The organism is Kosakonia sp. SOY2 (assembly GCF_027109175.1).
Taxonomy (GTDB): Bacteria; Pseudomonadota; Gammaproteobacteria; order Enterobacterales; family Enterobacteriaceae; genus Kosakonia.
In genome coordinates this window covers 46,559-69,957 of record NZ_JAPVXH010000001.1, presented here as the reverse complement: position 1 = coordinate 69,957, position 23,399 = coordinate 46,559, and the positions used below count along the sequence as shown (strand labels likewise).

20 protein-coding genes are annotated in these 23,399 nt (G+C 56.1%); 5 read left to right on the top strand and 15 right to left on the bottom strand.

Annotated features, from left to right (window positions below; genetic code table 11):
• Complete coding sequence (locus tag O3S68_RS00305; protein ID WP_269230570.1) at positions 1–4,965, bottom strand: alpha-2-macroglobulin family protein; 4,965 nt, start codon at positions 4,963–4,965, stop codon at positions 1–3.
• Between the two features lie 282 nt (positions 4,966–5,247).
• Between O3S68_RS00305 and O3S68_RS00300 the strand changes: the two genes are divergently transcribed.
• The 4 genes from O3S68_RS00300 (at position 5,248) to O3S68_RS00285 (ending at position 9,877) form a co-directional block, all read left to right on the top strand.
• A complete protein-coding gene (locus O3S68_RS00300; protein WP_045510423.1) occupies positions 5,248–6,792 on the top strand; it encodes a PTS transporter subunit EIIC in 1,545 nt (514 codons plus the stop codon).
• Between the two features lie 12 nt (positions 6,793–6,804).
• Complete coding sequence (locus O3S68_RS00295; protein ID WP_269230569.1) at positions 6,805–8,166, top strand: 6-phospho-alpha-glucosidase; 1,362 nt, start codon at positions 6,805–6,807, stop codon at positions 8,164–8,166.
• Between the two features lie 97 nt (positions 8,167–8,263).
• Positions 8,264–9,106, top strand: coding sequence for a 3-mercaptopyruvate sulfurtransferase (gene sseA / locus O3S68_RS00290; protein ID WP_045510426.1), 843 nt, complete (start codon positions 8,264–8,266; stop codon positions 9,104–9,106).
• On the top strand, positions 9,107–9,877 hold the full coding sequence (locus O3S68_RS00285; RefSeq protein ID WP_020454721.1) for a MurR/RpiR family transcriptional regulator: 771 nt from the start codon (positions 9,107–9,109) through the stop codon (positions 9,875–9,877).
• Positions 9,878–9,916: 39 nt separating this feature from the next.
• Here the strand turns inward: O3S68_RS00285 and O3S68_RS00280 are convergent, their stop codons facing one another.
• The 12 genes from O3S68_RS00280 to trmJ form a co-directional block, all read right to left on the bottom strand.
• Positions 9,917–11,908: a M48 family metallopeptidase gene (locus tag O3S68_RS00280; RefSeq protein WP_269230568.1), complete on the bottom strand. Its 1,992-nt coding sequence runs from the start codon at positions 11,906–11,908 to the stop codon at positions 9,917–9,919.
• A 164-nt stretch (positions 11,909–12,072) separates the two neighbouring features.
• A complete protein-coding gene (gene sseB, locus O3S68_RS00275; RefSeq protein ID WP_269230567.1) occupies positions 12,073–12,849 on the bottom strand; it encodes an enhanced serine sensitivity protein SseB in 777 nt (258 codons plus the stop codon).
• Positions 12,850–12,895: 46 nt separating this feature from the next.
• Entirely contained in the window at positions 12,896–14,182 is a 1,287-nt protein-coding gene (gene pepB / locus O3S68_RS00270) for an aminopeptidase PepB (RefSeq protein WP_045510439.1), read from the bottom strand.
• 60 nt (positions 14,183–14,242) lie between these two features.
• The gene (gene iscX / locus O3S68_RS00265; RefSeq protein ID WP_007370809.1) at positions 14,243–14,443 is read right to left on the bottom strand and encodes a Fe-S cluster assembly protein IscX; all 201 of its coding nucleotides are present in this window, start codon (positions 14,441–14,443) and stop codon (positions 14,243–14,245) included.
• A 1-nt stretch (position 14,444) separates the two neighbouring features.
• The gene (gene fdx, locus O3S68_RS00260; protein ID WP_017459006.1) at positions 14,445–14,780 is read right to left on the bottom strand and encodes an ISC system 2Fe-2S type ferredoxin; all 336 of its coding nucleotides are present in this window, start codon (positions 14,778–14,780) and stop codon (positions 14,445–14,447) included.
• Between the two features lies 1 nt (position 14,781).
• Complete coding sequence (gene hscA / locus O3S68_RS00255) at positions 14,782–16,632, bottom strand: Fe-S protein assembly chaperone HscA (protein WP_269230566.1); 1,851 nt, start codon at positions 16,630–16,632, stop codon at positions 14,782–14,784.
• Positions 16,633–16,649: 17 nt separating this feature from the next.
• Positions 16,650–17,165, bottom strand: coding sequence for a co-chaperone HscB (gene hscB, locus O3S68_RS00250; RefSeq protein ID WP_160269133.1), 516 nt, complete (start codon positions 17,163–17,165; stop codon positions 16,650–16,652).
• Positions 17,166–17,238: 73 nt separating this feature from the next.
• A complete protein-coding gene (iscA, locus tag O3S68_RS00245) occupies positions 17,239–17,562 on the bottom strand; it encodes an iron-sulfur cluster assembly protein IscA (protein ID WP_017459009.1) in 324 nt (107 codons plus the stop codon).
• 17 nt (positions 17,563–17,579) lie between these two features.
• Positions 17,580–17,963 (bottom strand): Fe-S cluster assembly scaffold IscU, encoded by a 384-nt coding sequence (gene iscU, locus O3S68_RS00240; RefSeq protein ID WP_017459010.1) that lies wholly within the window; start codon positions 17,961–17,963, stop codon positions 17,580–17,582.
• 26 nt (positions 17,964–17,989) lie between these two features.
• Entirely contained in the window at positions 17,990–19,204 is a 1,215-nt protein-coding gene (gene iscS, locus O3S68_RS00235) for a cysteine desulfurase (RefSeq protein WP_020454727.1), read from the bottom strand.
• A 118-nt stretch (positions 19,205–19,322) separates the two neighbouring features.
• Positions 19,323–19,814 (bottom strand): Fe-S cluster assembly transcriptional regulator IscR, encoded by a 492-nt coding sequence (iscR, locus tag O3S68_RS00230; protein WP_020454728.1) that lies wholly within the window; start codon positions 19,812–19,814, stop codon positions 19,323–19,325.
• 189 nt (positions 19,815–20,003) lie between these two features.
• Positions 20,004–20,732: a tRNA (cytosine(32)/uridine(32)-2'-O)-methyltransferase TrmJ gene (trmJ, locus tag O3S68_RS00225; protein WP_269230565.1), complete on the bottom strand. Its 729-nt coding sequence runs from the start codon at positions 20,730–20,732 to the stop codon at positions 20,004–20,006.
• 117 nt (positions 20,733–20,849) lie between these two features.
• Here trmJ and suhB point away from each other — a divergent pair, with 117 nt between their 5' ends.
• Positions 20,850–21,653: an inositol-1-monophosphatase gene (suhB, locus tag O3S68_RS00220; RefSeq protein WP_097407568.1), complete on the top strand. Its 804-nt coding sequence runs from the start codon at positions 20,850–20,852 to the stop codon at positions 21,651–21,653.
• A 42-nt stretch (positions 21,654–21,695) separates the two neighbouring features.
• Here suhB and O3S68_RS00215 read toward each other — a convergent pair whose 3' ends face one another.
• Entirely contained in the window at positions 21,696–22,676 is a 981-nt protein-coding gene (locus O3S68_RS00215; protein WP_269230564.1) for a nickel/cobalt transporter, read from the bottom strand.
• Positions 22,667–23,305, bottom strand: coding sequence for a DUF1007 family protein (locus O3S68_RS00210; RefSeq protein ID WP_269230563.1), 639 nt, complete (start codon positions 23,303–23,305; stop codon positions 22,667–22,669). The genes O3S68_RS00215 and O3S68_RS00210 overlap by 10 nt, the downstream gene beginning before the upstream one ends.
• Positions 23,306–23,399: the final 94 nt, after the last annotated feature.

The following is a 23,399-nucleotide window of genomic DNA, read 5'->3' as shown; positions in this document are numbered from 1 at the left end:
TTACGGTACGATAATCAGCGGACCACTGGTCGCACCGGTTGCCCGCCACTGCGGAACATACATTGACTCCACCTGCGGAGCGGGAACCTGATAAGAGCCTGGCGTGACCGCGCGCGCCAGGTAAACCAGCGTGACCCACTCCCCTGCGTTTACCGGCACCGCTGCAACAAATCGGTCATCACGAAACTCCATATGCTGAATATCCACTTGTTGCATGCGATTAAGCAGATCCTGCACTTCACTGCCGCTATCTTGCAGACTGGCGCTGCTATCGGCGAGGTTCTGGTTTTCCAGCTCCAGCCCGGCGGGTAGTAAATCAACCACCAGTGCATCCGGTACGTTCTGGCTGGCGTTCACGTCGAGACGCACCAGCACCAGTTCACCGCTTTTCAGTGACGAAAGTGATTTACTGCGGCCATCGGTTCCGAGGAACGTACGCTCAATTTTTAATACCTTCCCGGACGGCGCGGGTGCCTGCTCCGGATAACCGGTACTGTCGAGACGCAACCATAGCGGTGTGCTGCCGCTATTGGTAACCTGCAATGCCCCCAGTTGATCGGCACTGAGATTACGGCTCTGCGGACGATCGCCACTGAGCCCCGCGGCATCCAGAGAGGTTTGTGCCTGCCACGCGCCAGTGGCGTTTTGCAGGTTACGCCCGGCCATAAATAGCGCATTGCTCTCCTGTGTCGACAACCAGCGCTGACCGTAAGCCTGCTCGGCGAGCGTCGCCAGCAGACGCGGCTGCTCCTGTGGCAGCAGGTTGTTCTCTTCCAGTAGCGCCAGGATCAATGCGTTATCACGCAGTTCGCTGCCGTAATCCGCCAGCCAGAGCCCGGACTGCAGGCGAGACGTTTTCAGCCCCAATGCTAACGCTTGTTCGCTGCGCTGCGCATCGCCCATCAGTTTTAGCGCCACACCCAGCTGCATCAGCGGCAGCGCCGCTTTAGCCTGCTCATGACGTTGCCAGATTTCACGCAGTGCGCCTAACGGTGCTTTCTGCTGGCGCGCCAGCACCAGACCGGCATAGCTTTGTACCGCGAACTTGGTTGCCGGAACGTCATCGCTATAGCGAATGGATATAGCCGCCGGATCCTGCAAATAACGCAGCAGGCGATTATTGGCGTTATTCAGTGCGTCCATAGGCACGCTATACCCCTGCGCAGAGGCGCTTACCAGGAAGTCGGTGACGTAGGCCGTCAACCAGTACTCCTCCGGCCCGCTCTTATCCCACAACGCGAAACCGCCATCTTCGCGCTGCATCTGCAGCAGGCGGGAGATACCCAAATCCACCGCCGCGCGGCGCTGCTCATCGCTGTCGCCTTTGATACCCAGCGCTTTCAACTGCGCGGCATTGGTATAAAGCGACGGGAACAGCCCGCTGGTGGTCTGTTCAAGACAGCCGTACGGATAAGCACGCAGCTCTTCGATGTAGCGCGCCAGATTCAGCGGCGGCTTGCCGCTAAGCAGTAAGCGACCTTGCAAGGTCACCGGTGAAATATTGGCAAGATGCTGCCCAGGCGTATGCCAGCTCTCGCCCGGATTGAGCATCACACCGCTATTGACAGTCTGTGCCGCAAACGGGGGACGTACACCGATTTTCCACTGCTTTTGCTGCGGTGCGAACGTTTCACCCGGTAGGGTCAGGCCACTGATTTGCGCACTAATCTCGCCATCGCCAAATCCCTCCAGCGCACGCACCGGAATAAACAGCGTGGTGCGCTCGCCGGCAGAGAGCTTAACCGGCTCCGGTTGACCGCTTTCCAGTCCCAGCAGGCCGCTCGCCGTCAGCGCGACAGTGAGCGTTTGCGGTTGATCGGTCAGGTTAGTCAGATCCAGCGTCAGGCGCGAGGTATCGCCGCTGCCAAGGAAACGGGGGGTATTGAGATCGGCAATCACTGGCGCGGCCACAATCACTTTGCTTTCGGTGCTACCAAAGTCTTCCGCCGTCCAGGCTTGAGCCATTACGCGCAGCTCGCCGTTGAAATCGCCAATCGGCAAGCTCACCGTCCCTTCACCATTTTCATCAAGCGTTACCGGCTGTGCCTGCTGAGCAATAATGGTGACATGGTTGACCGGCGGTTTGCCGCCACGGTTAAGCTCGTCGCCATCGCCGCCAAAGCGCAGCGCCGCCAGACGTCCCTGCCCCTCAATCACCTGACCATAAATATCGTAAATATCCGCACCGTAGCGTTTCTGGCCGAAAAAGCCCTGCCACGGATCCGGCGTCACATAATCGGTAATGTTCAGCACGCCGCTGTCCACAGCAGAAAGCAGCACGTTAACTTGTTTTGGCGTGGCGCCGTTTTTCACCGCCGCTTTGACTTTCACCGTCAGCGGTTGATTAGGACGCATTTTTTGCGGCGCACTGAGCGTCACGTCAAGGCGACGGTTCTCATCGCCCATCGGGAGATGCAGTAAACCTACCGCGCGTTTTGGCGTGGCGGATTTCGATTTGTCGCCAGGGCGCACCACCAGCGTGCTGATATAGAGATCGTGGCGCTGCCACTTCTGATCGACAGGAATACTCAGATCAACGCCCTCTGCCGGCACATCGATCTCTTTCCACCACAGCGGACCTTCACTGGATTCGATCATTGCATAGCCCTTACCAGCGGCAGGCGCGGTGACGTGCAATTTGATGGTATCGCCCGGTTTGTAGGCCGGTTTATCCAGTTTCATCGTCACCCGATCCGGCCTTGCCGCACCGGCGCCATCGGTGTTGTCCTGCCAACTGTAACCGGCCCAGAAGCGCACGCTACTGATGGTGTCATCCGGCCCTTTCACTTCCAGACGATAGGAACCCCAGTCCACCGGGAAACTGACTTTTCCAGTTTCATCTGCCTTGAGCGTCAGGCTTTGTTCGCCCTCGACCAGATCTTTCTGGTCGAATTGTGATTGCCAGCCTTCGCTTTCCGACCAGTTCCAGAAGTAGTCGCGGCGTTCACGAATCAAGCGCACCTGCAAATTGCTGACCGCTTTTTTCGCGCCACTGGCATCGCTATAGACGATGTCAAAAGCGGCATTGCTGCCCTCATCGACTATCGGCTGGTTCACGGTGGTGTCAGTGCGATAGTCATATACGGCTTTGGAGGCAAACTGTGGGCGAATGCCCGGCAGCACTTGCGCGGGCCAGATAGCCTGTTCTGCGCGGCGTGTCACCGGGCGACCGCCAGACTCCAGCAGGCTGGCTTGTAAAATCACCTGCAATGGTGAGTGCGAATCCTGCCACTGGCTCGACGTGGTGATTTCGCCCTGCCCTTGTTTATCCAGCGTCAGATGCACTTCGTCCAGGCTGCGGCTTAGATTCTCTTCGGCAATGTCGCCAAACTGGAAGCCCGGCAGTGCCGGAACGGCTTCGCGCAGCGGGCGCAGGAACAGCTGGCCTTGCAGACTGTTCCCGCTGGCCGGCGCGCCATACAGATAGTGACCATCAATGTTAAACACCACATCTGCGGCGGGCTCAACAGGCTCTGGCTGCGGCGTAATGTTCAGCGCCATGCGCTCTGGCATGAAATCTTCAACGTGGAAACCCCACTCACGGGAAAGGTTATCCCCAGTGTTCGCACGGATATGCCACATACCGGTTTGCGCGCTGGCTTCCAGCGGGTAAGTAAACTGGTACAGCCCGTTTTGCGGCTGGCTAACCACCGTGCGGATCACCTGCCCGTCCGGTTTTACCACCTCAAGTTTTACCGGCTGCTCTGCCAGCGGCTTGCCGTCGCTGTCGCGCAACAGGCCATTAAGGATCACCGTTTCACCCGGGCGGTAGAGATCGCGCGGGCCAAACATAAAGAACTGTTTGCTGTAGCCAGGATCGCCTGCGATGGCGAACTCGGCGAGATCCAGCGCCGGTAATTTCAGATCCAGCAGCGTGGTTTCACCCGCTTTGCGCGCGAGGATCAACGCCGCTTCTTTATCGGTGCTGAGCGTGGCATGACCATCGCTATCGCTGGTGGCCTGCGCCAGGGTTTGCCCTTTCTCGTTCAGCAACATCACTTCAATGCCGGAGAGCGCAGCGCCGTTTTCCAGCCCCTGGGTGAAGATATCCAGCCGGTTGTGGTAACGGTGCGCAGAAAGGCCAATGTTACTGAGGGTGAACAGGGTGGCGGCATTGCTGTAGTTGTAATGTCCGGCCTGGTTCATCACCGCGATGTAAACGCCGGTTTGCTGTAACGGCTGAATACCGCCCAGTGGCAACAGCAGTTTTTCACGCGTGTTGCGGGTTGGGTTGAGATCAAAACGACCGGTATAAACCAGGTCGGCCATTTTCAGTAGCGTTTCCGATTCCCAGTTCGACAACGAACTGCGGTACTCCCACTGGCTGATAAACGCGGCCAGCGATTCCGGTTTCACACGGTAAAAATTGACGTCAACGTTGTCCACGTTCAGCGCCATCACCGGCAGCCCGTCCACTACTTTGCCTGGCAGCAGCGAACCACGGCTGGCGAAACCGACGCTCGGTTGCACATCGCGGGTGGTGATTGTTTTTTCGTAATCGCTACCGAACGTAGCCTTGTTAAGCGCCAGCAACCCTTTATCGACCGATACCAGCAGCTCACGGTTTGGTTCGAGATGGCGCAGGCGCAACTCTTTCAGGTTAGGCGCCAGCTCCCAGGCACCATCCACTTTGCCACTTTTTTTATCCACCAGATGCACAGCGGAAGCAAAGTTCTGGTCTGGATCCAGCGGCACCGAGAAGGTCAGTACCAACGTCGCTGCGCCGTCAAGCTGCACTTCTGAGGCATCCAGCAGCGTTAACGGTTTGCCTTCGCTGCGTGCGGCAAGCTCAGCAAGTTTTGCTTTATCCTGTGGGATCGCCGCCGGTGTTTTTTGCTCTGGCGCAGGCGCAGCCTTCGATTCGGGAGCACTGGCGGCCTTAGGCTTATCGTTATCATCGCAGCCCGCGAGCGTAAAAGTGGTGACGAGCGCAAGAGTCAGCGCCGCAAGACGTAGCGGTTTCATTCGTTATCCCTGGTTAAGTAACCTGTTGAAAGAGGCTCACACATTATTATGCGCAACCGTGACAATTACAAAAGCGTCGATGAATTCTGGAAAGCGCCTCGCAAAGCGCACTTAACGTTCTTCACCCTCGCTGTTAAGCCGATCACAGCCCGTAATGTAACATGTTACCTTATGAGTCATTTGTTTTTAAAACAATAAGATAGCTGGATATTTCTTACCACTGGCTGCTAACGTTAAGCGGTCTGTGCACCTTTGTGCGCGGTTCTAATAAGAGAGAACATTATGTCCAGAGCCGTGAATGCCCTACAAAATTTTGGTAAGTCCCTCTTTGGTCCGGTGCTCATTTTGCCCATCGTCGGTTTGTTTATTGCCTTCGGAAATATCTTTGGCAACGGCAACCTGGCCGAATATTTACCCTTTCTTGGTCATCCGTTTATTCAAAACGTCGGTCAGCTCATTGCCAAATCCGCCGTCTCCGTGCTGGCTAACCTGGCACTGGTGTTTGCTGTCGGCATCCCGGTCGGGCTGGCTTCGCGGGATAAAGGCTATGCCGCGTTAATTGGTCTGGTGACGTTTATTGTTTTCATCAACGCCATGAATGTCACTCTGCAGATGCAGGGGGCGCTGGCTCCGGCCGCGCAGATGAAAGCCGCCGGGCAAAGCATGGTGCTGGGCGTGCAGGTGCTGGAGATGGGCGTTTTCGCTGGCATACTCACCGGCGCGCTGTCGGGCTATCTGTACGATAAATATTCCGGCGTACAGTTTTCCGGCGCGATGGCGATTTACTCCGGCCACTGTTTTGTCGCCATTATTATGCTGCCGGTATCCATCGTGCTCGGCGTGGTGATGAGTGAGTTATGGCCCTTTGCCCAGCACGGCATCAGCACGCTGGCGCTGGCGATCAAAGGTGCCGGGCCATTTGGTGTGGCGGTGTACGGTTTTCTGGAGCGCATTCTGGTGCCGACCGGGCTGCATCACCTGGTTTACACACCGTTTCTGTACACGGAGTTAGGTGGTACGGCAGATGTTTGCGGCAGCACCTACCAGGGCGCACGCAATATCTATTTCGCGGAAATGGCCTGCCCGAGCGTTACGCAATTAAGCAGCACGGCGGTGTGGGATGCACGCGGCATCAGTAAAATGTTCGGCCTGCCCGCCGCCGCGCTGGCGATGTATGTCACCGCGAAACCGGAACGCAAAGCCGCAGCAAAAGCCATTTTGATCCCCGCTGCGCTCACCTCGTTGCTGGTGGGTGTGACCGAACCGATTGAGTTTTCGTTCTTGTTTGTCGCGCCGCTGCTGTTTGTGGTTCACGCCGTACTGACCGGCATTGGCATGATGCTGTTTTCCCTGTTTGGCGTTCACGCCATCGGCGCGAATGGCATTATCGATTTCATTCTCTACAACCTGCCGCTCGGCACCGTGAAATCCAACTGGCCGATGTACATCCTCGTCGGGCTCATCATGTTCGCCCTCTACTTCGTTATCTTCCGCTTCCTGATTTTGCGCTTCGATATGAAAACGCCAGGGCGTGAGGATGACAGCGAAGAGACGCGCCTTTACAGCAAGCAGGATTACCAGGCAAAAGGCAATAACGACGCAGTTGGCGAAGCGATTATCGAAGGGCTGGGCGGGCGCGCCAATATTGAAGTGGTGGATAACTGCTACACCCGCCTGCGCGTCACGGTGAAAGACACCGCGGTAATTAATGAGCCGCAGCTAAAAGCGACAGGCGCGAAAGGCGTGATTAAACAAGGTAATAACGTTCAGGTGGTCTACGGGCTGCATGTCAAAAAAATGCGAGAAGCGGTTGAGATGTTTCTCTAAAGGAGTCCAGAAATGATTAAACCCCCGTTTATTTTATCGATCGCCGGTGGCGGCAGCACCTACACCCCGGGCATTGTCAAAAGCCTGATGGTGAGACTGGAAGATTTTCCGCTGGCGGAAATCCGCCTTTACGATATCGATGAAACCCGGCAAAACACCATCGCGCCGGTGGTGGAAAAAGTGATCCGTGACCACAGCCAGAGCATTAAATTTACCGTCACCCGTGATGCGGAAACGGCGTTTCGCGGCGCACATTTTGTCTTCGCGCAGATGCGCGTCGGGCAGTACAAAATGCGCGAGCAGGATGAAAAGATCCCGCTGCGCCATGGCGTGGTGGGTCAGGAAACCTGCGGGCCTGGCGGGCTGGCTTACGGGCTGCGTACCATTTTGCCAATGGTAGAACTGATAGATCTGGTGGAACGTTACGCCGATAAAAGCGCCTGGATCGTTAACTACTCGAACCCGGCAGCGATTGTCGCCGAAGGGGTGCGCCGTCTGCGTCCCGACGCACGCGTGCTGAATATTTGTGATATGCCGGTGGCGGCAATGCGCAATATGGGCGCGATCCTCGGCGTTGATCGCCACAAACTGGAGGTGGATTACTTCGGTCTGAATCACTTTGGCTGGTTTACCAAAGTGCGGGTCGATGGTGAAGACCGGCTGCCGGAGCTGCGCGAGCACGTCGCCCGTTTTGGTCTGTTAACTGAAGATGCCGCGCAAACCGATCCGCAACACTCGGATCCGTCGTGGGTAAAAACCTGGCGCAACATCAAGCCGATCATGGATCACTTCCCGGAATTTTTGCCGAACCCCTATTTGCAGTATTACCTGATGCCAAACGACATCGTTGCGCATCAAAACGCTGATTACACCCGAGCCAATGAAGTGATGGACGGGCGCGAGAAAAAACTGTTTGCCGCCGCGGCGGAATATCAGCGCACCGGCATTCTGCCGGATGCGTTCCATGTTGGCGTACACGGCGCGTTTATCGTCGATGTCGCTTGTTCGCTGGCTTTTGACCTGCGCCAGCGTCACCTGGTGATTGTGGAAAACAAAGGGGCGATTGCTAACCTGCCTTACGATGCGATGGTGGAAGTCCCGGCTTATATCACCAGTGAAGGGCCGGAGCCAGTGCGGATGGGCGCGGTGCCGCTGTTTCATCAGACCTTGTTGATGCAACAACTGGCGTCGGAACAACTGCTGGTAGAAGCCACCATTGAAGGCAGTTACGAGAAAGCGCTACAGGCATTTACCCTCAACCGCACCGTACCGACCATGCAGCACGCGAAAGCGATTCTTGATGAGATGATCGAAGCCAACCGTGACTACTGGCCAGCGCTGCAAAAAGCATGGGAAAACGGCAAACCAGCATAAAAATAACGAGGTCGCTCGCGGCGTTAGCGAAGTCGGCTTGTCGGGTCATGAAAAAACGTTAACAATTCAGGTTACTGTTGATGACACGGAGACAACCATGTCCACCTCGTTTTTTGTCGCGGCCGACTGGCTGATAGAGCACAGCGATGATCCCGAAATCCAGCTGATTGATGCGCGGATGGCGCCAGTGGGTCAGGAGCATCGTGACATGAGAGCGGAATACCGCGCCGGGCACCTTCCCGGTGCGGTCTTTTTTGATATCGAAGCCCTTTCCGATCACACCACGCCGCTGCCGCATATGCTGACGCGCCCGGAAGCGTTCGCCGTGGCGATGCGCGAACTGGGCATCAGCCAGGATAAACATCTGGTGGTGTATGACGAAGGCAATCTCTTCTCTGCCCCGCGCGCCTGGTGGATGTTACGTAATCACGGCGTGGAAAATGTCTCGATTCTGGCCGGTGGGCTGGCAGGCTGGCAGCGCGATGCCCTGCCGCTGCAAAAAGGCGACGTGCCGCTGCCGGAGTCCGACTTCAATGCCAATTTCGACCCTCACGTAGTGAAAAAACTGACCGACGTGCTGCTGGCGAGCCACGAAGGCACGGCACAAATTGTCGATGCACGCCCTGCTCCGCGTTTTAATGGCGAAGTGGATGAACCGCGCGCGGGCCTGAAGCGCGGCCATATCCCCGGCGCGCTGAATGTACCGTGGGTCGATTTAGTCGTTGAAGGTGAACTGAAAACCACCGATGAGCTGGCGGCGATTTTCCGCCGTCAGGGTGTGGATCTGCACAAACCGATTATCGCCAGCTGCGGCTCCGGCGTGACGGCATCGGTGGTGATCCTTGCACTGGAAACGCTTGGTGCAAGTAACGTGACGCTGTATGACGGCTCCTGGAGTGAATGGGGCGCGCGCGACGATTTACCCATCGAAACGGCGTAAATGGACAACCGACTGGCACCACTGCTGACGCGCGGGGAATCGCTGACCCGCGCGGAATATCGCGTTCTTGCGCATCTGACGGAACACCCGTTGCTGGTGGGGAACATCACGGTACGCGAACTGGCGCAGGCGACATTTGTCTCCACCGCCACCATTATTCGCCTGTGCCAGAAGCTCGGTTTCAGTGGCTATAGCGAGTTTATCTGGCACTGCAAACAGCGGCTGGCAGACACGCCGCACATTACCGGGCCACACAGTGAACCCGCCGAGCTACCCGCCGCTTTCGCGCAGTTTATGGCGAATTATCAGCGCACGTTTCAGTGGGTGAGCGCGGAAAAACGGCAGCATTTTGCCGCCCTGCTGCATGAGCAGGAGAGCTTTTTTCTGTATGGTGCCGGGTTTTCCTATCTGTTTGCTGAGTATCTGACCAAGAAATTACAGGTGCTGGGCAAGACGGCGTTTATTTCCGGGCCGGGCGACAGCCGGAATATCTTTCTCAGTAACGCGGCGCGCTACCAGGTGTTTATTGCCGTCTCCCGCAGCGGTGAAACGGAACAAGTGCTGGATAAAGCGCGTATTGCGCGCACGGTCGGTATGACGGTGGTGGCATTTACCCGCGCGTCGGTAAACCCGCTGGCGGAGATGGCGGATATCCATTTCGCGCTGTACGACGAAGCGGTGCATTTTGCCGCTGAAGCCGCCGGGATCACCTCGTTCGAGTCAAATCTGGTGCTGCTGATGGATCTGTTGCTGCTGGAAGCGACGCAATAAGGCTTGCCGCTATGCGGCAAGCATCAACAAATGCGCGCATTACGAATGGCTCAGTTCACGCCGCGCCCAGGCCGTCTGAATGTATTCATGAAGCGCGACATACAGCTCCTCAATCGGCATTTTTTCCCGCTGTGCGCCTTTCAACACCCCGCCGGGCAGGCTTATCACCACTTTGCGCTTCTTCGGATCAACAACAAAATTGCGGAACAAACGCCCCACGGTGCAGGTAGGTGGCTGATAACCCTCCCGCCAGTAGAGATCGATAAATACCCAGTCATTAACGCTACGAATATCAATGTTTTCAATCTCCGCCAGCAACAGCGGCGCGCTGAGCTGATAGCTTTCGATGCCTTGTGCCGTCAGTGTGAACAGCGGCTGGCGCACGCGCGTATACATCGTCCAGCTTCCCAGCCCAAAGATCAGCCCGCCAACGGCCAGCCCAAAAATTATCTTCTCCATTGAGGGATTGGCGGTGGCGTTCCACTGGATGCTCAGCGTGAGGACTAAACCGGCACCGGCAACACAGAGCACCGACAGCACCAGGAACAGCCAGAAATTTTTCTTACGCAGCGAGACAACGACGCTTTCCGTGGAGTGTGCTGCCAGATTCTCTAATTCGGCCTGATAAGCGTCATAATGTGCTTCCACATTGCTCGCCATGCCAGCGGTTAACGCGGCTGATAAAGCCGAAGCATCACGGAATAAACTGCGCATCCACTGGTAATCCGCCTCATCCGCCGGGCGCGACGCCCTGGCCAGCAGCGTTTCATCCAGCGGCACATTCAGTTGCTCGATACGCACGCGCGTCGGCGGGTGGCTGTCTGTTGGATGCGCCAGTTCCTGCTCAAGCGAGGCGGCAACATCAAAACGTCCGCCCTCACGCAGCGAAGCAAACAGGCTGTGCACCAGATCGTGCGTCTCAAGTTTGCGATTAAAGAACAGCTCCATCGGCGCGTTAAAGCGTTCATTGAGCGCAGAAAAACGCAGGAGCGAGGCCGCCAGCGCCTGCGGCGAGCTGGTACGCGCGCCCGCAGCGTCCGCCGCCAGTTCGCGTACGCGGCTCCAGCCATTGACCGTTTCATGGAACTGACGGTAAAACCAGAGGCCGAGATGAATAGTCGGGTTGAGCGCCAGCCGCTCAAGCCAGCCGCTGCTCGCCACATCGCGATAAAAGTAGTCGAGACTGTTTTCCATACCGGCATACAGCCCGGCGAAATGCAGGGTGTAGACGGTGTCATTACCGGAAAAATGTCCCAACTCATGACCAATCACGGCAGCCACTTCGTCTTTATTCATAAACGCGGCGTAGCTGAGCGGGAAATAGAGCGTGTTGCCGGTTAACCGCGCGCCATTTTCAATTTGCACCGGGCTTGCGGTGACGTAAAAACCCTCAAATAAACCGACAACAATATTATCCGGCACAATAGCCTGCCCGCGCTGGGCTAATTCTCTGACCCAGCGCCACAGTTCCGGCGCGTCGGCCTCAGAAACAGCTGCACCATGAACCTGCATATCTTGTGGCTCAAACAGCGCAAAGCAGCGTTTTAGTAAGAACAGGCTTTTCAGCACCATAAATACCAGCGAACCAATGATCAGCAAAACAAATATCACCAGTTTGATATTAAAGGCGCTCGCCCTGCCGAGCGTGTAGATCCAGCACACTTCATATAACAGTACGCAGACCAGCGCGAAACCAATCGACGCCATTACGCCAACCATAATAAATGGCAGTAACTTGCGACAAAGGGTAAACGCAGCAATGAGCTTTTCCGCAGATATACGGGCTTTCCGTACGCTTAAAATACAGAGAATTACCGCGCTGGTACTGGCAATCAAGCCCAACAGGGAAAACAACATACCGGCTTTGGCGAGGATCTGGCGCGACATATCGGCAAATACACTGTGACCGACAAAACCATATTGCGTGACCTGATAAACATCCACTTCGTTAATACGGATATTCTGCCAGCAGGCGTAGAAGAAAAGAATTAACGGTACGCCGAAGCAGTACAGCAGGCTTTTTTTGTCCATAAAAAGTAACCGTAAAGAAACGTAAAAACGAACCGTATCACAGGTATGGGATTAATACATAATTTATGGAATTTACAGCGAAAGCCGTACGACGTTATTAATGAAAGGCTAATAATTCAATTTTTTAAATAATAGAAGGCGGTACATAACATACCGCCCGATAATTAAATAATGCGATTTTGCTTAAAGTCACGCAGGAAACTTCCCCAGCGTCGTTCGTAGAAAGGGGTAATATGCGCCATCATAAAATGGCTAATTCCTTTTTCACCTTCAACGACCTGGCAAATATCTACCGGCTCATCACCGGGCAGCGTATCGGTCGCCACACTGCCCGCGGCGTGAATAATCTCTTCGATATCACCTTCGGCTTCGATACCAATCAGTAGATTGGGCTGCTCATCGGCCTTCTCTTTGATTGAACAGAGAAACGCGCGCTTCACGGTTTTGATGCTTTTAAACAGCGTGGTCAGTGAATCCACCATTTGCGCGGGCGGTTCAGCCACGTCGGAAAGCAGCAGCGCCGTGCCGCCCTCCAGCACCTCCTGCTGGCTTAGAGGGCTGCCCTCTTCGCCCACCAGGTGGCTGATTTCACGTGGGGTGAACTCTTTGCCGGTCGGCAACCTGGCATTGAGGAACAGCGTCTCGCCGAGCGTCATTTCAAACAGCGTACGCGCGGGCATCACCACAAACGCCTGCTCCTCTTCTACTGCCTGTTGCAGCGCGTCCAGCGAGGTAAAGAACGGGATCACGGATGTGCCGTCATCTTTTTCCCAGTGCTGTAAATCGAGCGCGCTGTCTTCAACAATGGCTTCACCTTCCGCCGCCGTGCCTGGCACCCAAACCGTGGATTCCAGCAGCGTGCGGAAAAATGCCGGACGATACGCAGGCTCAGTCGCGGCCTGTTCCAGCAGGGTTTCTAATTCGTTTTTGCTTTCTGACATAGTGGTTCCAGAGAGTTTCCTCCCCCTCGCGGGAGAGGAAAAAAGATTACTTCGCGGTTAACAGATTCGCCAGGGTACGCACGCCAAGGCCGGTTGCCCCTGCGGCCCACTGCTCAACCGCCGCTTTACGATAGGTAGCTGAGCAGTCGATGTGCAGCCAGCCCTGCTGGTAGTTTTCAACAAAGTGCGACAGGAAACCGGCCGCCGTGCTCGCCCCTGCCGGGAATGAACCACCCGCGGTGTTGTTCAGTTCTGCGAAATTAGACGGCAGTTGATTGCGATGGAATTCGGCCAGCGGCAAGCGCCAGAACGGCTCGTTTTCCGCGCTGGCACTGCTGAGCAGACGCCCGGCAAGCGCATCGTCAAAGCTGAACAGCGCGTGATAATCATTGCCCAGCGCGGTTTTCGCCGCACCGGTCAGCGTTGCCGCATCAATAATCAGCTCTGGTTTCTGCGCAGAAGCGTCGATCAGGCCATCGGCCAGCACCAGACGCCCTTCCGCATCGGTATTCATGATTTCGACGGTTTTACCGTTACGATAACGGATGATATCGCCCAGTTTGAAGGCGTTGCCGCTAATCAGGTTATCGGCACAGCACAGGTACAGTTTGATGCGTTTATCCAGCCCGCGATGGATGGCAAACGCCAGCGCACCGGTCACCAGCGCCGCGCCGCCCATATCGGATTTCATGGAATCCATTGAGGAAGTCGGCTTAATGCTGTAACCGCCGGAATCGAAGGTTATGCCTTTGCCCACCAGCGCGGCATAAACCGGCGCGTCCGGGTTACCGGTCGGGTTGAAGTCCAGCGCCAGCAGTACCGGCGGGCGCTCGGAACCACGGCCAACCGTATGCAGACCGAGATAATTCTGCTCGCGCAGATCTTCCCCTTTGGTGATGCGATACGAGACGTTATCGCCACCGACTTTGTGCAGCAGATCGACCGCGCGCTGCGCCAGTTGCTCCGGCCCTAACTCTTCCGCCGGGGCGTTGATGGTGTCGCGCACCCAGTCGATCACCAGCAGGCGACTATCCAGCTCTTTTTGCTCTGCGTCGTTAAGCTGCGCCCATTCGACTTTGCGCGTGCCTTTTGGCCCTTTATAACCGGCCCAGAACGCCCAGCTGCGATCCGCATCCCAGCCTTCACCGCTCAGGGCAACATGCTTGATGCCCATGCCGTCGATTTTACGCGCGGCGCGTTGGATCAGGCCTAAGTCATCTTTCCCGGTCAGATGCAGTGCGATGCCGTCGTTATTGATGCTGTAAGCGGCTTTTTCACCCCAGCGCGCGTCGGCGCTTTGCGTTGTCAGCGTAATTTTCATAGCTTCTGTCATTATTTTTATCCTTATGGCTGTTCATGAAAACGGGCCGCCCGAAGGCAGCCCGTTTGATGATTACGATGCTTCGTCTAACCAGACTAGCAGAATCGCTTCGAGAATTTTTTCATTCGATGCATTCGGATCATCGTCAAACTCTTCCAGCTCGCAGATCCACTGGTGCATATCGGTGAAACGCACGGTTTTCGGATCTACGTCCGGGCGGCTGTCGTACAGCGCCTCGCCGATTTCGCGGCTATCGGTCCATTTCAGCCCCATATTAGTGCTCCCGCGCGTGGTTGATGGTGTAACGCGGAATTTCAACCACCAGATCTTCATCGGTAACACGCGCCTGGCAGCCTAAGCGGCTTTCCGGCTCCAGACCCCATGCTTTATCCAGCATGTCGTCTTCCTCCTCGCTGCTTTCCGGCAACGAGTCAAAACCTTCACGTACCACACAGTGGCAAGTGGTGCAGGCGCAGGATTTTTCGCAGGCATGCTCAATCTCAATCCCGCCGCGCAGGGCGACATCAAGAATGGTTTCACCGCTCTTAGCTTCCAGAACTGCGCCATCCGGACAGAGATCCTGATGAGGCAGAAAAACAATTTTAGGCATATTAAACCTCGTCGACGGAATGGCCTTTCAGCGCGGTACGTACGGATTGATCCATACGGCGTGCGGCGAATTCCTGGGTTTGTTTATCTACATTTTTAATGGCTTGTTCTATCGCGTCGGTGTCATCGCCGTCGGCAACCGCGCGTAACTGCGCGACTGCGTCGTCGATCTCCGCACGCTCTGCGGCGCTTAACAGCGCGGCGTCAGCGGCAAGCGCACTGGCAAGACTTTCCAGCACGCGCGCGGCTTCCACTTTCTGCTCCGCCAGCATGCGCGCTTTCACGTCCTGCTCGGCGAAACTCATGGAGTCTTTGATCATGTCGGCGATTTCGCCATCGGTCAGACCGTACGACGGTTTCACCTGAATGGAGGCTTCCACGCCGGTGGATTTTTCCATCGCGGTTACGCTGAGCAGACCGTCAGCATCCACCTGGAAGGTGACGCGAATATGCGCCCCGCCCGCCGGCATCGCCGGGATACCGCGCAGTGCAAAACGCGCCAGTGAACGGCAGTCTGCCACCAGCTCACGCTCGCCCTGCATCACATGGATAGACATCGCTGTCTGGCCATCTTTGAAAGTGGTGAACTCCTGCGCGCGCGCCACCGGAATGGTGGTGTTACGCGGGATCACTTTTTCTACCAAGCCACCCATTGTTTCCAGCCCCAGCGAGAGCGGGATGACATCCAGCAGCAGCATTTCGCTGTCCGGCTTGTTGCCAACCAGAATATCGGCCTGGATTGCCGCGCCAATCGCCACCACTTTATCCGGGTCAATCGACGTCAACGGCGTGCGACCAAAGAACTCGCCGACCCGCTCGCGCACCAGCGGCACGCGCGTCGAGCCACCGACCATGACCACTTCCAGCACTTCTTGCGCTTCGACACCCGAATCTTTCAGTGCGCGACGACAAGAGAGTAAGGTGCGTTTGACCAGCGTTGAAATCAACGCTTCAAACTGGGTACGTGCAATGGTGCCCTGCCAGCCCGCCACCTCAACGGTGACACTGTCGGCCTCGCTGAGGGCGATTTTTGCGGCAATCGCCGCATCCAGCAATTCGCGCTGTTGGCGCGCGTCGCTGCGATCGGCAATTCCCGCCTGTTCGCAAATGTAATCCGCCAGCAGATGGTCGAAATCGTCGCCGCCGAGCGCGGAATCACCGCCGGTCGCCAGCACTTCGAAAACGCCACGGCTCAGGCGCAAAATCGAGATATCAAAGGTGCCGCCGCCGAGGTCATAAACCGCAATCACGCCTTCTTTGCCGGAGTCCAGACCGTAGGCGATAGCCGCAGCGGTCGGTTCGTTCAGCAGACGCAATACGTGCAAGCCCGCCAGACGCGCCGCATCTTTGGTGCCCTGACGCTGTGCGTCATCAAAATAGGCAGGAACAGTGATCACCACGCCGTCCAGCTCGCCGGAAAGCGTCTCTTGCGCGCGCGCGGCAAGGGCTTTGAGGATATCCGCAGAGACGCGAATCGGGTTAACCAGGCCGCCACGCGTGGCAATCATCGGCAGACCATTTTCGCTCGGCTGGAACTGCCACGGCAGGTGCGGGTAACGCGTCTGAATGTCGGCCAGGCTGCGCCCCATCAGGCGTTTCACCGAGCTGATGGTGTTTACGGAGTCCTGCGCGGCGTTGGCGCGCGCATCGTAACCGACAACATGGCTGTCGGCCTGGTAGTTAACCACCGAAGGGAGCAGGTGACGTCCGGCGCTGTCGGCCAGCGTTTCCGCCTGTCCGCTGCGCACGGTGGCAACCAATGAATTGGTGGTGCCGAGGTCGATACCCGCCGCCAGACGACGCTGGTGCGGCGCGGCGCTCAGACCGGGCTCACTAATTTGTAATAAGGCCATGATGTGCTTCCAAAAAATTAAAAACCGAGCAGTTTTTCTTCGAGTTGTTCTGTTGCGCTGCGCAGTTTATCGAGAAAACGCAGTTTACGCACGGTATCCGCCGCCGCGTCCCACGTCTGGCTATCTAATTGCTCCACCATTTGCCGATGGCGGGTGTCATACATTTCTTTCACACGCTGTTGAAATGCTTCCAGACGGGTCGCGTCTTGCGCTTTTTCAATCTCGTCCAGCTCTTCACGCAGCTCAAGTTGTTCCATTAAGAAGGCGGTATCGCGCACCGTGTGTTGCTCGGAGGCTAAATCAAAACCGTGCAGCGACAGCAAATATTCTGCGCGCGTTAGCGGGTTGCGCAGCGTTTGCCATGCCTGGTTAATGGTAGCGGATTGCTGGACGGCAGCCAGTTGTTCCGCCTGCGGGCGGTTTGCGAAGCGATCCGGGTGGAACTGACGTTGCAGATCCTGGAAACGTGTCGCCAGCGCCTGAACATCGAGCGGATAGTGGGCCGGCAACCCAAAGAGGGTGAAGTAATCCATAACAATTCCGGGTGTGCAATCGAAACAAACCCCACGCGCAGGACGCTGCGGTGGGGTCATCGGATGGTGGCGATTAAACGTTGAAGCTTTCGCCGCAACCGCACTCGTCTTTAACGTTCGGGTTGGTGAATTTAAACCCTTCGTTCAGGCCTTCTTTGACGAAGTCCAGTTGAGTGCCGTCGAGGAATTGCAGGCTTTTGCCGTCAACCACAACCTTCACGCCTTTGTCTTCAAACACCGTGTCTTCTTCGTTCGGCGCATCGACAAACTCAAGGACATAAGCCATACCAGAACAGCCGGAGGTTCTCACCCCCAGGCGCAGACCAAACCCTTTACCACGGTTGGCCAGGAAGGTATTGACTCGCGCGGCAGCACTGTCGCTCAGGCTAATGGACATGACAACAACCTCCCGCCTTATTTCGCTTCTTGTTTACTTTTGTAATCCGCAATTGCGGCTTTAATCGCGTCTTCCGCCAGGATAGAACAGTGAATTTTCACCGGCGGCAGTTCCAGCTCTTCGGCGATATCGGTGTTTTTAATCGCCTGCGCTTCGTCCAGTGACTTGCCTTTCACCCATTCGGTGACCAGCGAGCTGGAAGCGATTGCAGAGCCGCAACCGTAAGTTTTAAAACGCGCGTCTTCGATAATGCCTTTATCGTTAACTTTGATCTGCAGTTTCATCACGTCGCCGCACGCCGGTGCGCCAACCATGCCGCTACCAACCGTGTCGTCGTTGTCGAACGAGCCAACGTTGCGCGGGTTTTCGTAGTGATCGATTACTTTTTCGCTATAAGCCATTTTTTCTTCTCCTGCTTGCGCAACTATTAATGATGAGCCCATTCGATGGTGGTCAAATCCACGCCCTGTTTGAACATTTCCCACAGCGGAGAAAGTTCACGCAGACGGCCGATGGATTTACGTACCAGCGCGATGGTGTAGTCAATTTCTTCTTCGGTGGTAAAACGACCTAAAGAGAAACGGATCGAGCTGTGTGCCAGCTCATCATTCATGCCCAGTGCGCGCAGCACGTAGGACGGTTCCAGGCTTGCAGAGGTGCAGGCAGAGCCGGAGGATACAGCCAGATCTTTCAGCGCCATGATCAGCGACTCGCCTTCAACGTAGTTAAAGCTGACGTTGAGGATGTTCGGTGCGCCGTGCTCGAGATCGCCGTTCAGGTAAACTTCTTCAATGTCGTTGATGCCGTTCCACAGACGGTTACGCAGCGCGCGCAGGCGTTCCATTTCGCTCGCCATCTCTTCTTTTGCGATGCGGTACGCTTCGCCCATGCCGACGATCTGGTGGACAGGCAGAGTACCGGAACGCATACCGCGCTCATGACCGCCGCCGTGCATCTGCGCTTCGATACGCACACGCGGTTTACGCTGAACGTAGAGCGCACCGATGCCTTTCGGCCCATAAATTTTATGGCCGGAGAAGGACATCAGATCCACTTTCAACTGGCTCAGGTCGATAGGCAGTTTGCCCACGCTCTGGGTGGCGTCAACGTGGTAGATAATGCCGCGGGCACGGCACATTTCGCCGATGGCTGCGATATCCTGTACCACGCCGATTTCGTTGTTCACGTGCATGATGGAAACAAGGATGGTGTCTTCACGCATCGCCGCTTCCAGCTCTTTCAGGTCGATAATGCCGTTGCTCTGCGGAGCAAGATAGGTCACTTCGAAGCCTTCGCGCTCCAGTTGACGGCAGGTGTCCAGCACGGCTTTGTGTTCGGTTTTGCTGGTGATAATGTGCTTGCCTTTTTTCTGATAAAAGTTGGCTGCACCTTTGATCGCCAGGTTATCGGATTCGGTTGCACCGGAAGTGAAGACGATTTCACGCGGATCCGCACCGACCAGTTCTGCAATCTGGTTACGGGCGATATCTACCGCTTCTTCAGCTTGCCAGCCAAAACGGTGAGAACGGGAAGCAGGGTTACCAAAGGTCCCGTCCAGGGTCAGAAACTGCATCATTTTCTCGGCAACACGCGGATCCACCGGCGTGGTTGCGGAGTAATCGAGATAAATCGGTAATTTCATTGCTCTTTAAACTCCGTACATCGCTCTAATGCAAGGAATCAGGCAACCGGCTGGATGTACGACCGCGTTAACAGGGCACTGTTTTGTGCCCTGGCCCGATTCTGAATTCTGTTTTTTATTATGCGCGCAGTTTGACGTCGATAGCGTCTTGAGCGCGGGTGGTGCGATGGGATTCGTTACTGTGCTGACGATCGGACACATCGAGGATTTCCTGGTTGTTTACCAGTTCGCCCAGCGTGATGTTGTTTAAGAAACCGGTCAGACGATCGCTCAGATCGCGCCACAGCGCATGGGTCAGGCACTTATCACCACCCTGGCAGCCGCTTTTACCCTGGCAGCGGGTTGCGTCTACGGATTCGTCAACTGCGCTAATCACTTCGCCAACGGCAATGGTATTTGCGTCTTTACCCAGCAGATAACCGCCGCCCGGGCCACGTACGCTGGCGACTAAGCCATTTTTACGCAGACGGGAGAACAGCTGCTCCAGGTAGGAGAGGGAAATTCCCTGACGCTCGGAAATATCAGCCAACGGAACCGGGCCCGCTTCGGAGTTGAGTGCAACGTCCAGCATTGCGGTCACGGCATAACGCCCTTTAGATGTCAGTCTCATGTCTTACAAGCCTCAAACTCGCCCCTGCCCGGGGTGTATTATTAATATGTTAATGTTGCATAGCAGACGCAAGTCTGACATTCCCGACTAAATTGGTCAACTATTTAGTTGACTGTTTTAGTCAGGTATTTGTCGTTTAGTGCTTTCATAGAGTTAGGCCGAAAAAAGGCCATTTCCCGGCCTCGCGCATTACTCTTTATGCTTCTGTTCGATCGACGCCAGGATGCCGCGCAGGATATTAAGCTCCTGACTTTCCGGGCGCGCGCGGGTAAACAGACGGCGCAGTTTGTTCATCACCTGGCCGGGGTGGTTTTCACGAATAAAACCGGTCGCCAGCAGCGTTTGCTCCAGATGCCCGTAAAAACGCTCCAGATCATCGACCAGCGGGTACGGCGTCTCTTCATGAACCGCCGGGGCAGTGCTCTCTTGCGCTGCCAGCCAGGCCATGCGCACTTCATAAGCAATAACCTGCACCGCCATCGCCAGGTTCAGCGAGCTGTATTCCGGGTTGGCGGCAATCGCCACGTGGTAGTGGCACTTTTGCAGCTCATCATTGGTGAGGCCAACGCGTTCGCGACCAAACACCAGCGCGATGGGCGCGTGTTGCGCTTCGGCAACGCTTTTCAGCCCGCATTCACGCGGATCGAGCATCGGCCACGGCAGCGTGCGGGAACGTGCGCTGGTGCCAACAACCAGGCTGCAACCGGCGAGCGCTTCATCCAGCGTGTCGACGATTTGCGCATTGCCAATCACATCGCTGGCACCTGCGGCCAGCGCGATAGCCTGTGAATCCGGTTTTACCAGCGGGTTCACCAGCCAGAGATTCGTTAAACCCATTGTTTTCATTGCACGAGCAACAGAGCCCATGTTGCCGGTGTGGGAGGTTTCCACCAGTACGATTCGAATATTTTGCAGCATAGATTTTCAACGGCTAAAGAATATTCGCGCATATTATCATAAAGCAAAGACATAATCCGAATTCGCTGCTATGATATGCGCCGTTTTCCGTTCTTTAACATCCAGTGAGAGAGACCGATGCATCCGATGCTGAACATCGCCGTGCGTGCTGCGCGCAAGGCGGGTAATTTAATTGCCAAAAACTACGAAACTCCGGACACCGTAGAAACCAGCCAGAAAGGCAGCAATGATTTCGTGACCAACATTGATAAAGCAGCCGAAGCGCTGATTATCGAAACAATCCGCAAATCTTACCCGCAACACACCATCATCACCGAAGAGAGTGGTGAGCACGAAGGCACTGACCAGGATGTGCAATGGGTTATCGATCCGCTGGATGGCACCACCAACTTTGTCAAACGCCTGCCGCACTTCGCGGTATCCATCGCCGTACGAATCAAAGGCCGCACAGAAGTCGCTGTGGTTTACGATCCCATGCGTAACGAACTGTTCACCGCCACTCGCGGTCAGGGCGCACAGCTGAACGGCTACCGCCTGCGCGGCAGCACGGCTCGCGATCTGGATGGCACCATTCTGGCGACCGGCTTCCCGTTCAAAGCCAAACAGCACGCCACCACCTACATCAATATCGTCGGCAAACTGTTCACCGAATGCGCGGACTTCCGCCGCACGGGTTCCGCTGCGCTGGATCTGGCCTACGTTGCCGCTGGCCGCGTGGATGGTTTCTTCGAAATCGCGCTGAAACCGTGGGATTTCGCCGCCGGTGAACTGCTGGTGCGTGAAGCTGGCGGTCTGGTATGCGATTTCACCGGTGGTCACAACTATATGATGACCGGCAACATCGTGGCGGGTAACCCGCGCGTAGTTAAAGCGATGCTGGCGAATATGCGTGAAGAGCTGAGCGACGCGCTGAAACGCTAAGTCTGGCTGTACCCGGCGGTGGTTCGCCGCCACCGGGTGCTATCAAAACGGCCGTAATCCGCCGCCCGGCGGTAACGCACTGACCCACATTATTACCGACGCGCTAATTAACAACACGCCACCGGCCAGAGCCAGCGTGGTCCAGCCAACCTGTCGCCACAATACCGGCGCACGATCCCCACTTAATTTCACTGCCAGTTGGCGAAAACCATGGACCAGCAACGCCAGCGAACTGATGGTCAGCGACGTTCCGACCGCCATGGCCAGCGCGGAGGCCACACCCCAGCTAAACACGCCAATCACTTTACTGAACAGCAGCACCATGATCGCACCGGAACAGGGGCGCATCCCCATCGACAAAATAATCATTAACCGTGCGCGCCAGTCATCACCGCTCTGCAACTGTGAGGCCGTGGGTAAATGCTGATGACCGCAACCGCATCCTTCGTGATGCACATGGTGCGGCGTAAAGGCGCGGAATTTCGGCGTTTGTACAAGCGCACGCAGCTTTTTCAACGCTCGCCAGCACAAAAGCACTCCCAGCACACCTACCAGTAAATAACTGCCCTTCTCCAGCCAGTAACTGCTCAAATGCAGCTGCCGCGCGGGCAGCGCCAGAATACTCAGCACAACCACCACCAGCGCAATGGCCACCAGCCCCTGCAACAAAGAAGAGGCCAGCGTTAAGCCAATCGCCGGTTTCAGTTTTGACGGATGCATGGCAAGCCAGGTGGTGATCACCACTTTGCCATGTCCCGGCCCAAGCGCATGTAGCACGCCATAGATAAAACTGAACAACAGTAGCGCCCCACCGGCCTGGCGCGGGTTTTCTGCCACCGCTTTCAGTAAGCCGCTCATTTTCATATTCACATCGCGCTGCCAGATAACGCTTTTCACCATCACCTGCGGCCAGATCTGCCACAGCCACAACGCGGCGGCCAGCGCACACAGCATAAAAAGCACCAGCGGCCACCAGTGCAATAAGCGTCGTTTTCGCGCCGTAGCGCTCACCATCACGGACATGTCAGCGTCACCGTCTGGGCAAATTGTTTACCGAGTTCCATATCTTCTGCCGGCGCATCGGCTTTATCCAGCGACTGGGCATAATTCAGCACTTCCTCGCCGGGTTTGGGCGTTTGTACCGCCAGTTTGCAGCCCTGCGGTGCGGCGGCAGGCAATGCCGCGTCGCTCGCTTTTGCGTAACTCATATCGACAAAATAGGTGGGATCGAAAGTGGAAAAAGTATACCGCTGGCCGCTGAGCACCTGCGGTTCGGCGAGCGGCAAAACAAACGTCAGCACCGCCTGGTGCGCGACCTGTTCCATGCCATATTCCGTCGGTCGGTTAAGAAACTTCACTTTCTGCCCGTTGTGCCAGACTTCGGTGAAATAGTGTTGCCCCAGCACGTTTGCCATCACTTCCGCCGCCAGTTTTTTCCAGATCTCATCGCCAGGTTTTGCATTGCCCGCGTCATACAGCAGATCCGCCGAAGTGATCTCATCCATCGTCCAGCGCATTTTCAGCCCGGTGAACTGCCCGTTGTCGATCAACACTTGCGTTTTCATGCGGATAAAACTGTGCGGATGCGCCGTCGCTGAAAACGATAAAAGCGCGAGAAACAGGCCACTGGCGCATTGTTTAACTGCTTGCATGTATTCCTCACGAGAAAAATTCTGTGATGCTCCCCGGCAATCCTGAATGAAAGAGCTGCCGCTGCGCTATCGCTGAGCATACCTTTAACTACGC

Bases quoted from the DNA above. Each gene is read 5' to 3' on its own strand.
- hscA (WP_269230566.1), bottom strand. From the start codon at position 16,632: ATGGCCTTATTACAAATTAGTGAGCCCGGTCTGAGCGCCGCGCCGCAC.
- trmJ (WP_269230565.1), bottom strand. From the start codon at position 20,732: ATGCTGCAAAATATTCGAATCGTACTGGTGGAAACCTCCCACACCGGC.
- sseA (WP_045510426.1), top strand. From the start codon at position 8,264: ATGTCCACCTCGTTTTTTGTCGCGGCCGACTGGCTGATAGAGCACAGC.
- O3S68_RS00300 (WP_045510423.1), top strand. From the start codon at position 5,248: ATGTCCAGAGCCGTGAATGCCCTACAAAATTTTGGTAAGTCCCTCTTT.
- iscA (WP_017459009.1), bottom strand. From the start codon at position 17,562: ATGTCCATTAGCCTGAGCGACAGTGCTGCCGCGCGAGTCAATACCTTC.
- O3S68_RS00280 (WP_269230568.1), bottom strand. From the start codon at position 11,908: ATGGACAAAAAAAGCCTGCTGTACTGCTTCGGCGTACCGTTAATTCTT.
- O3S68_RS00215 (WP_269230564.1), bottom strand. From the start codon at position 22,676: ATGTCCGTGATGGTGAGCGCTACGGCGCGAAAACGACGCTTATTGCAC.
- suhB (WP_097407568.1), top strand. From the start codon at position 20,850: ATGCATCCGATGCTGAACATCGCCGTGCGTGCTGCGCGCAAGGCGGGT.
- iscR (WP_020454728.1), bottom strand. From the start codon at position 19,814: ATGAGACTGACATCTAAAGGGCGTTATGCCGTGACCGCAATGCTGGAC.
- iscU (WP_017459010.1), bottom strand. From the start codon at position 17,963: ATGGCTTATAGCGAAAAAGTAATCGATCACTACGAAAACCCGCGCAAC.
- O3S68_RS00285 (WP_020454721.1), top strand. From the start codon at position 9,107: ATGGACAACCGACTGGCACCACTGCTGACGCGCGGGGAATCGCTGACC.
- iscS (WP_020454727.1), bottom strand. From the start codon at position 19,204: ATGAAATTACCGATTTATCTCGATTACTCCGCAACCACGCCGGTGGAT.
- pepB (WP_045510439.1), bottom strand. From the start codon at position 14,182: ATGACAGAAGCTATGAAAATTACGCTGACAACGCAAAGCGCCGACGCG.
- sseB (WP_269230567.1), bottom strand. From the start codon at position 12,849: ATGTCAGAAAGCAAAAACGAATTAGAAACCCTGCTGGAACAGGCCGCG.
- O3S68_RS00305 (WP_269230570.1), bottom strand. From the start codon at position 4,965: ATGAAACCGCTACGTCTTGCGGCGCTGACTCTTGCGCTCGTCACCACT.
- O3S68_RS00295 (WP_269230569.1), top strand. From the start codon at position 6,805: ATGATTAAACCCCCGTTTATTTTATCGATCGCCGGTGGCGGCAGCACC.
- fdx (WP_017459006.1), bottom strand. From the start codon at position 14,780: ATGCCTAAAATTGTTTTTCTGCCTCATCAGGATCTCTGTCCGGATGGC.
- hscB (WP_160269133.1), bottom strand. From the start codon at position 17,165: ATGGATTACTTCACCCTCTTTGGGTTGCCGGCCCACTATCCGCTCGAT.
- O3S68_RS00210 (WP_269230563.1), bottom strand. From the start codon at position 23,305: ATGCAAGCAGTTAAACAATGCGCCAGTGGCCTGTTTCTCGCGCTTTTA.
- iscX (WP_007370809.1), bottom strand. From the start codon at position 14,443: ATGGGGCTGAAATGGACCGATAGCCGCGAAATCGGCGAGGCGCTGTAC.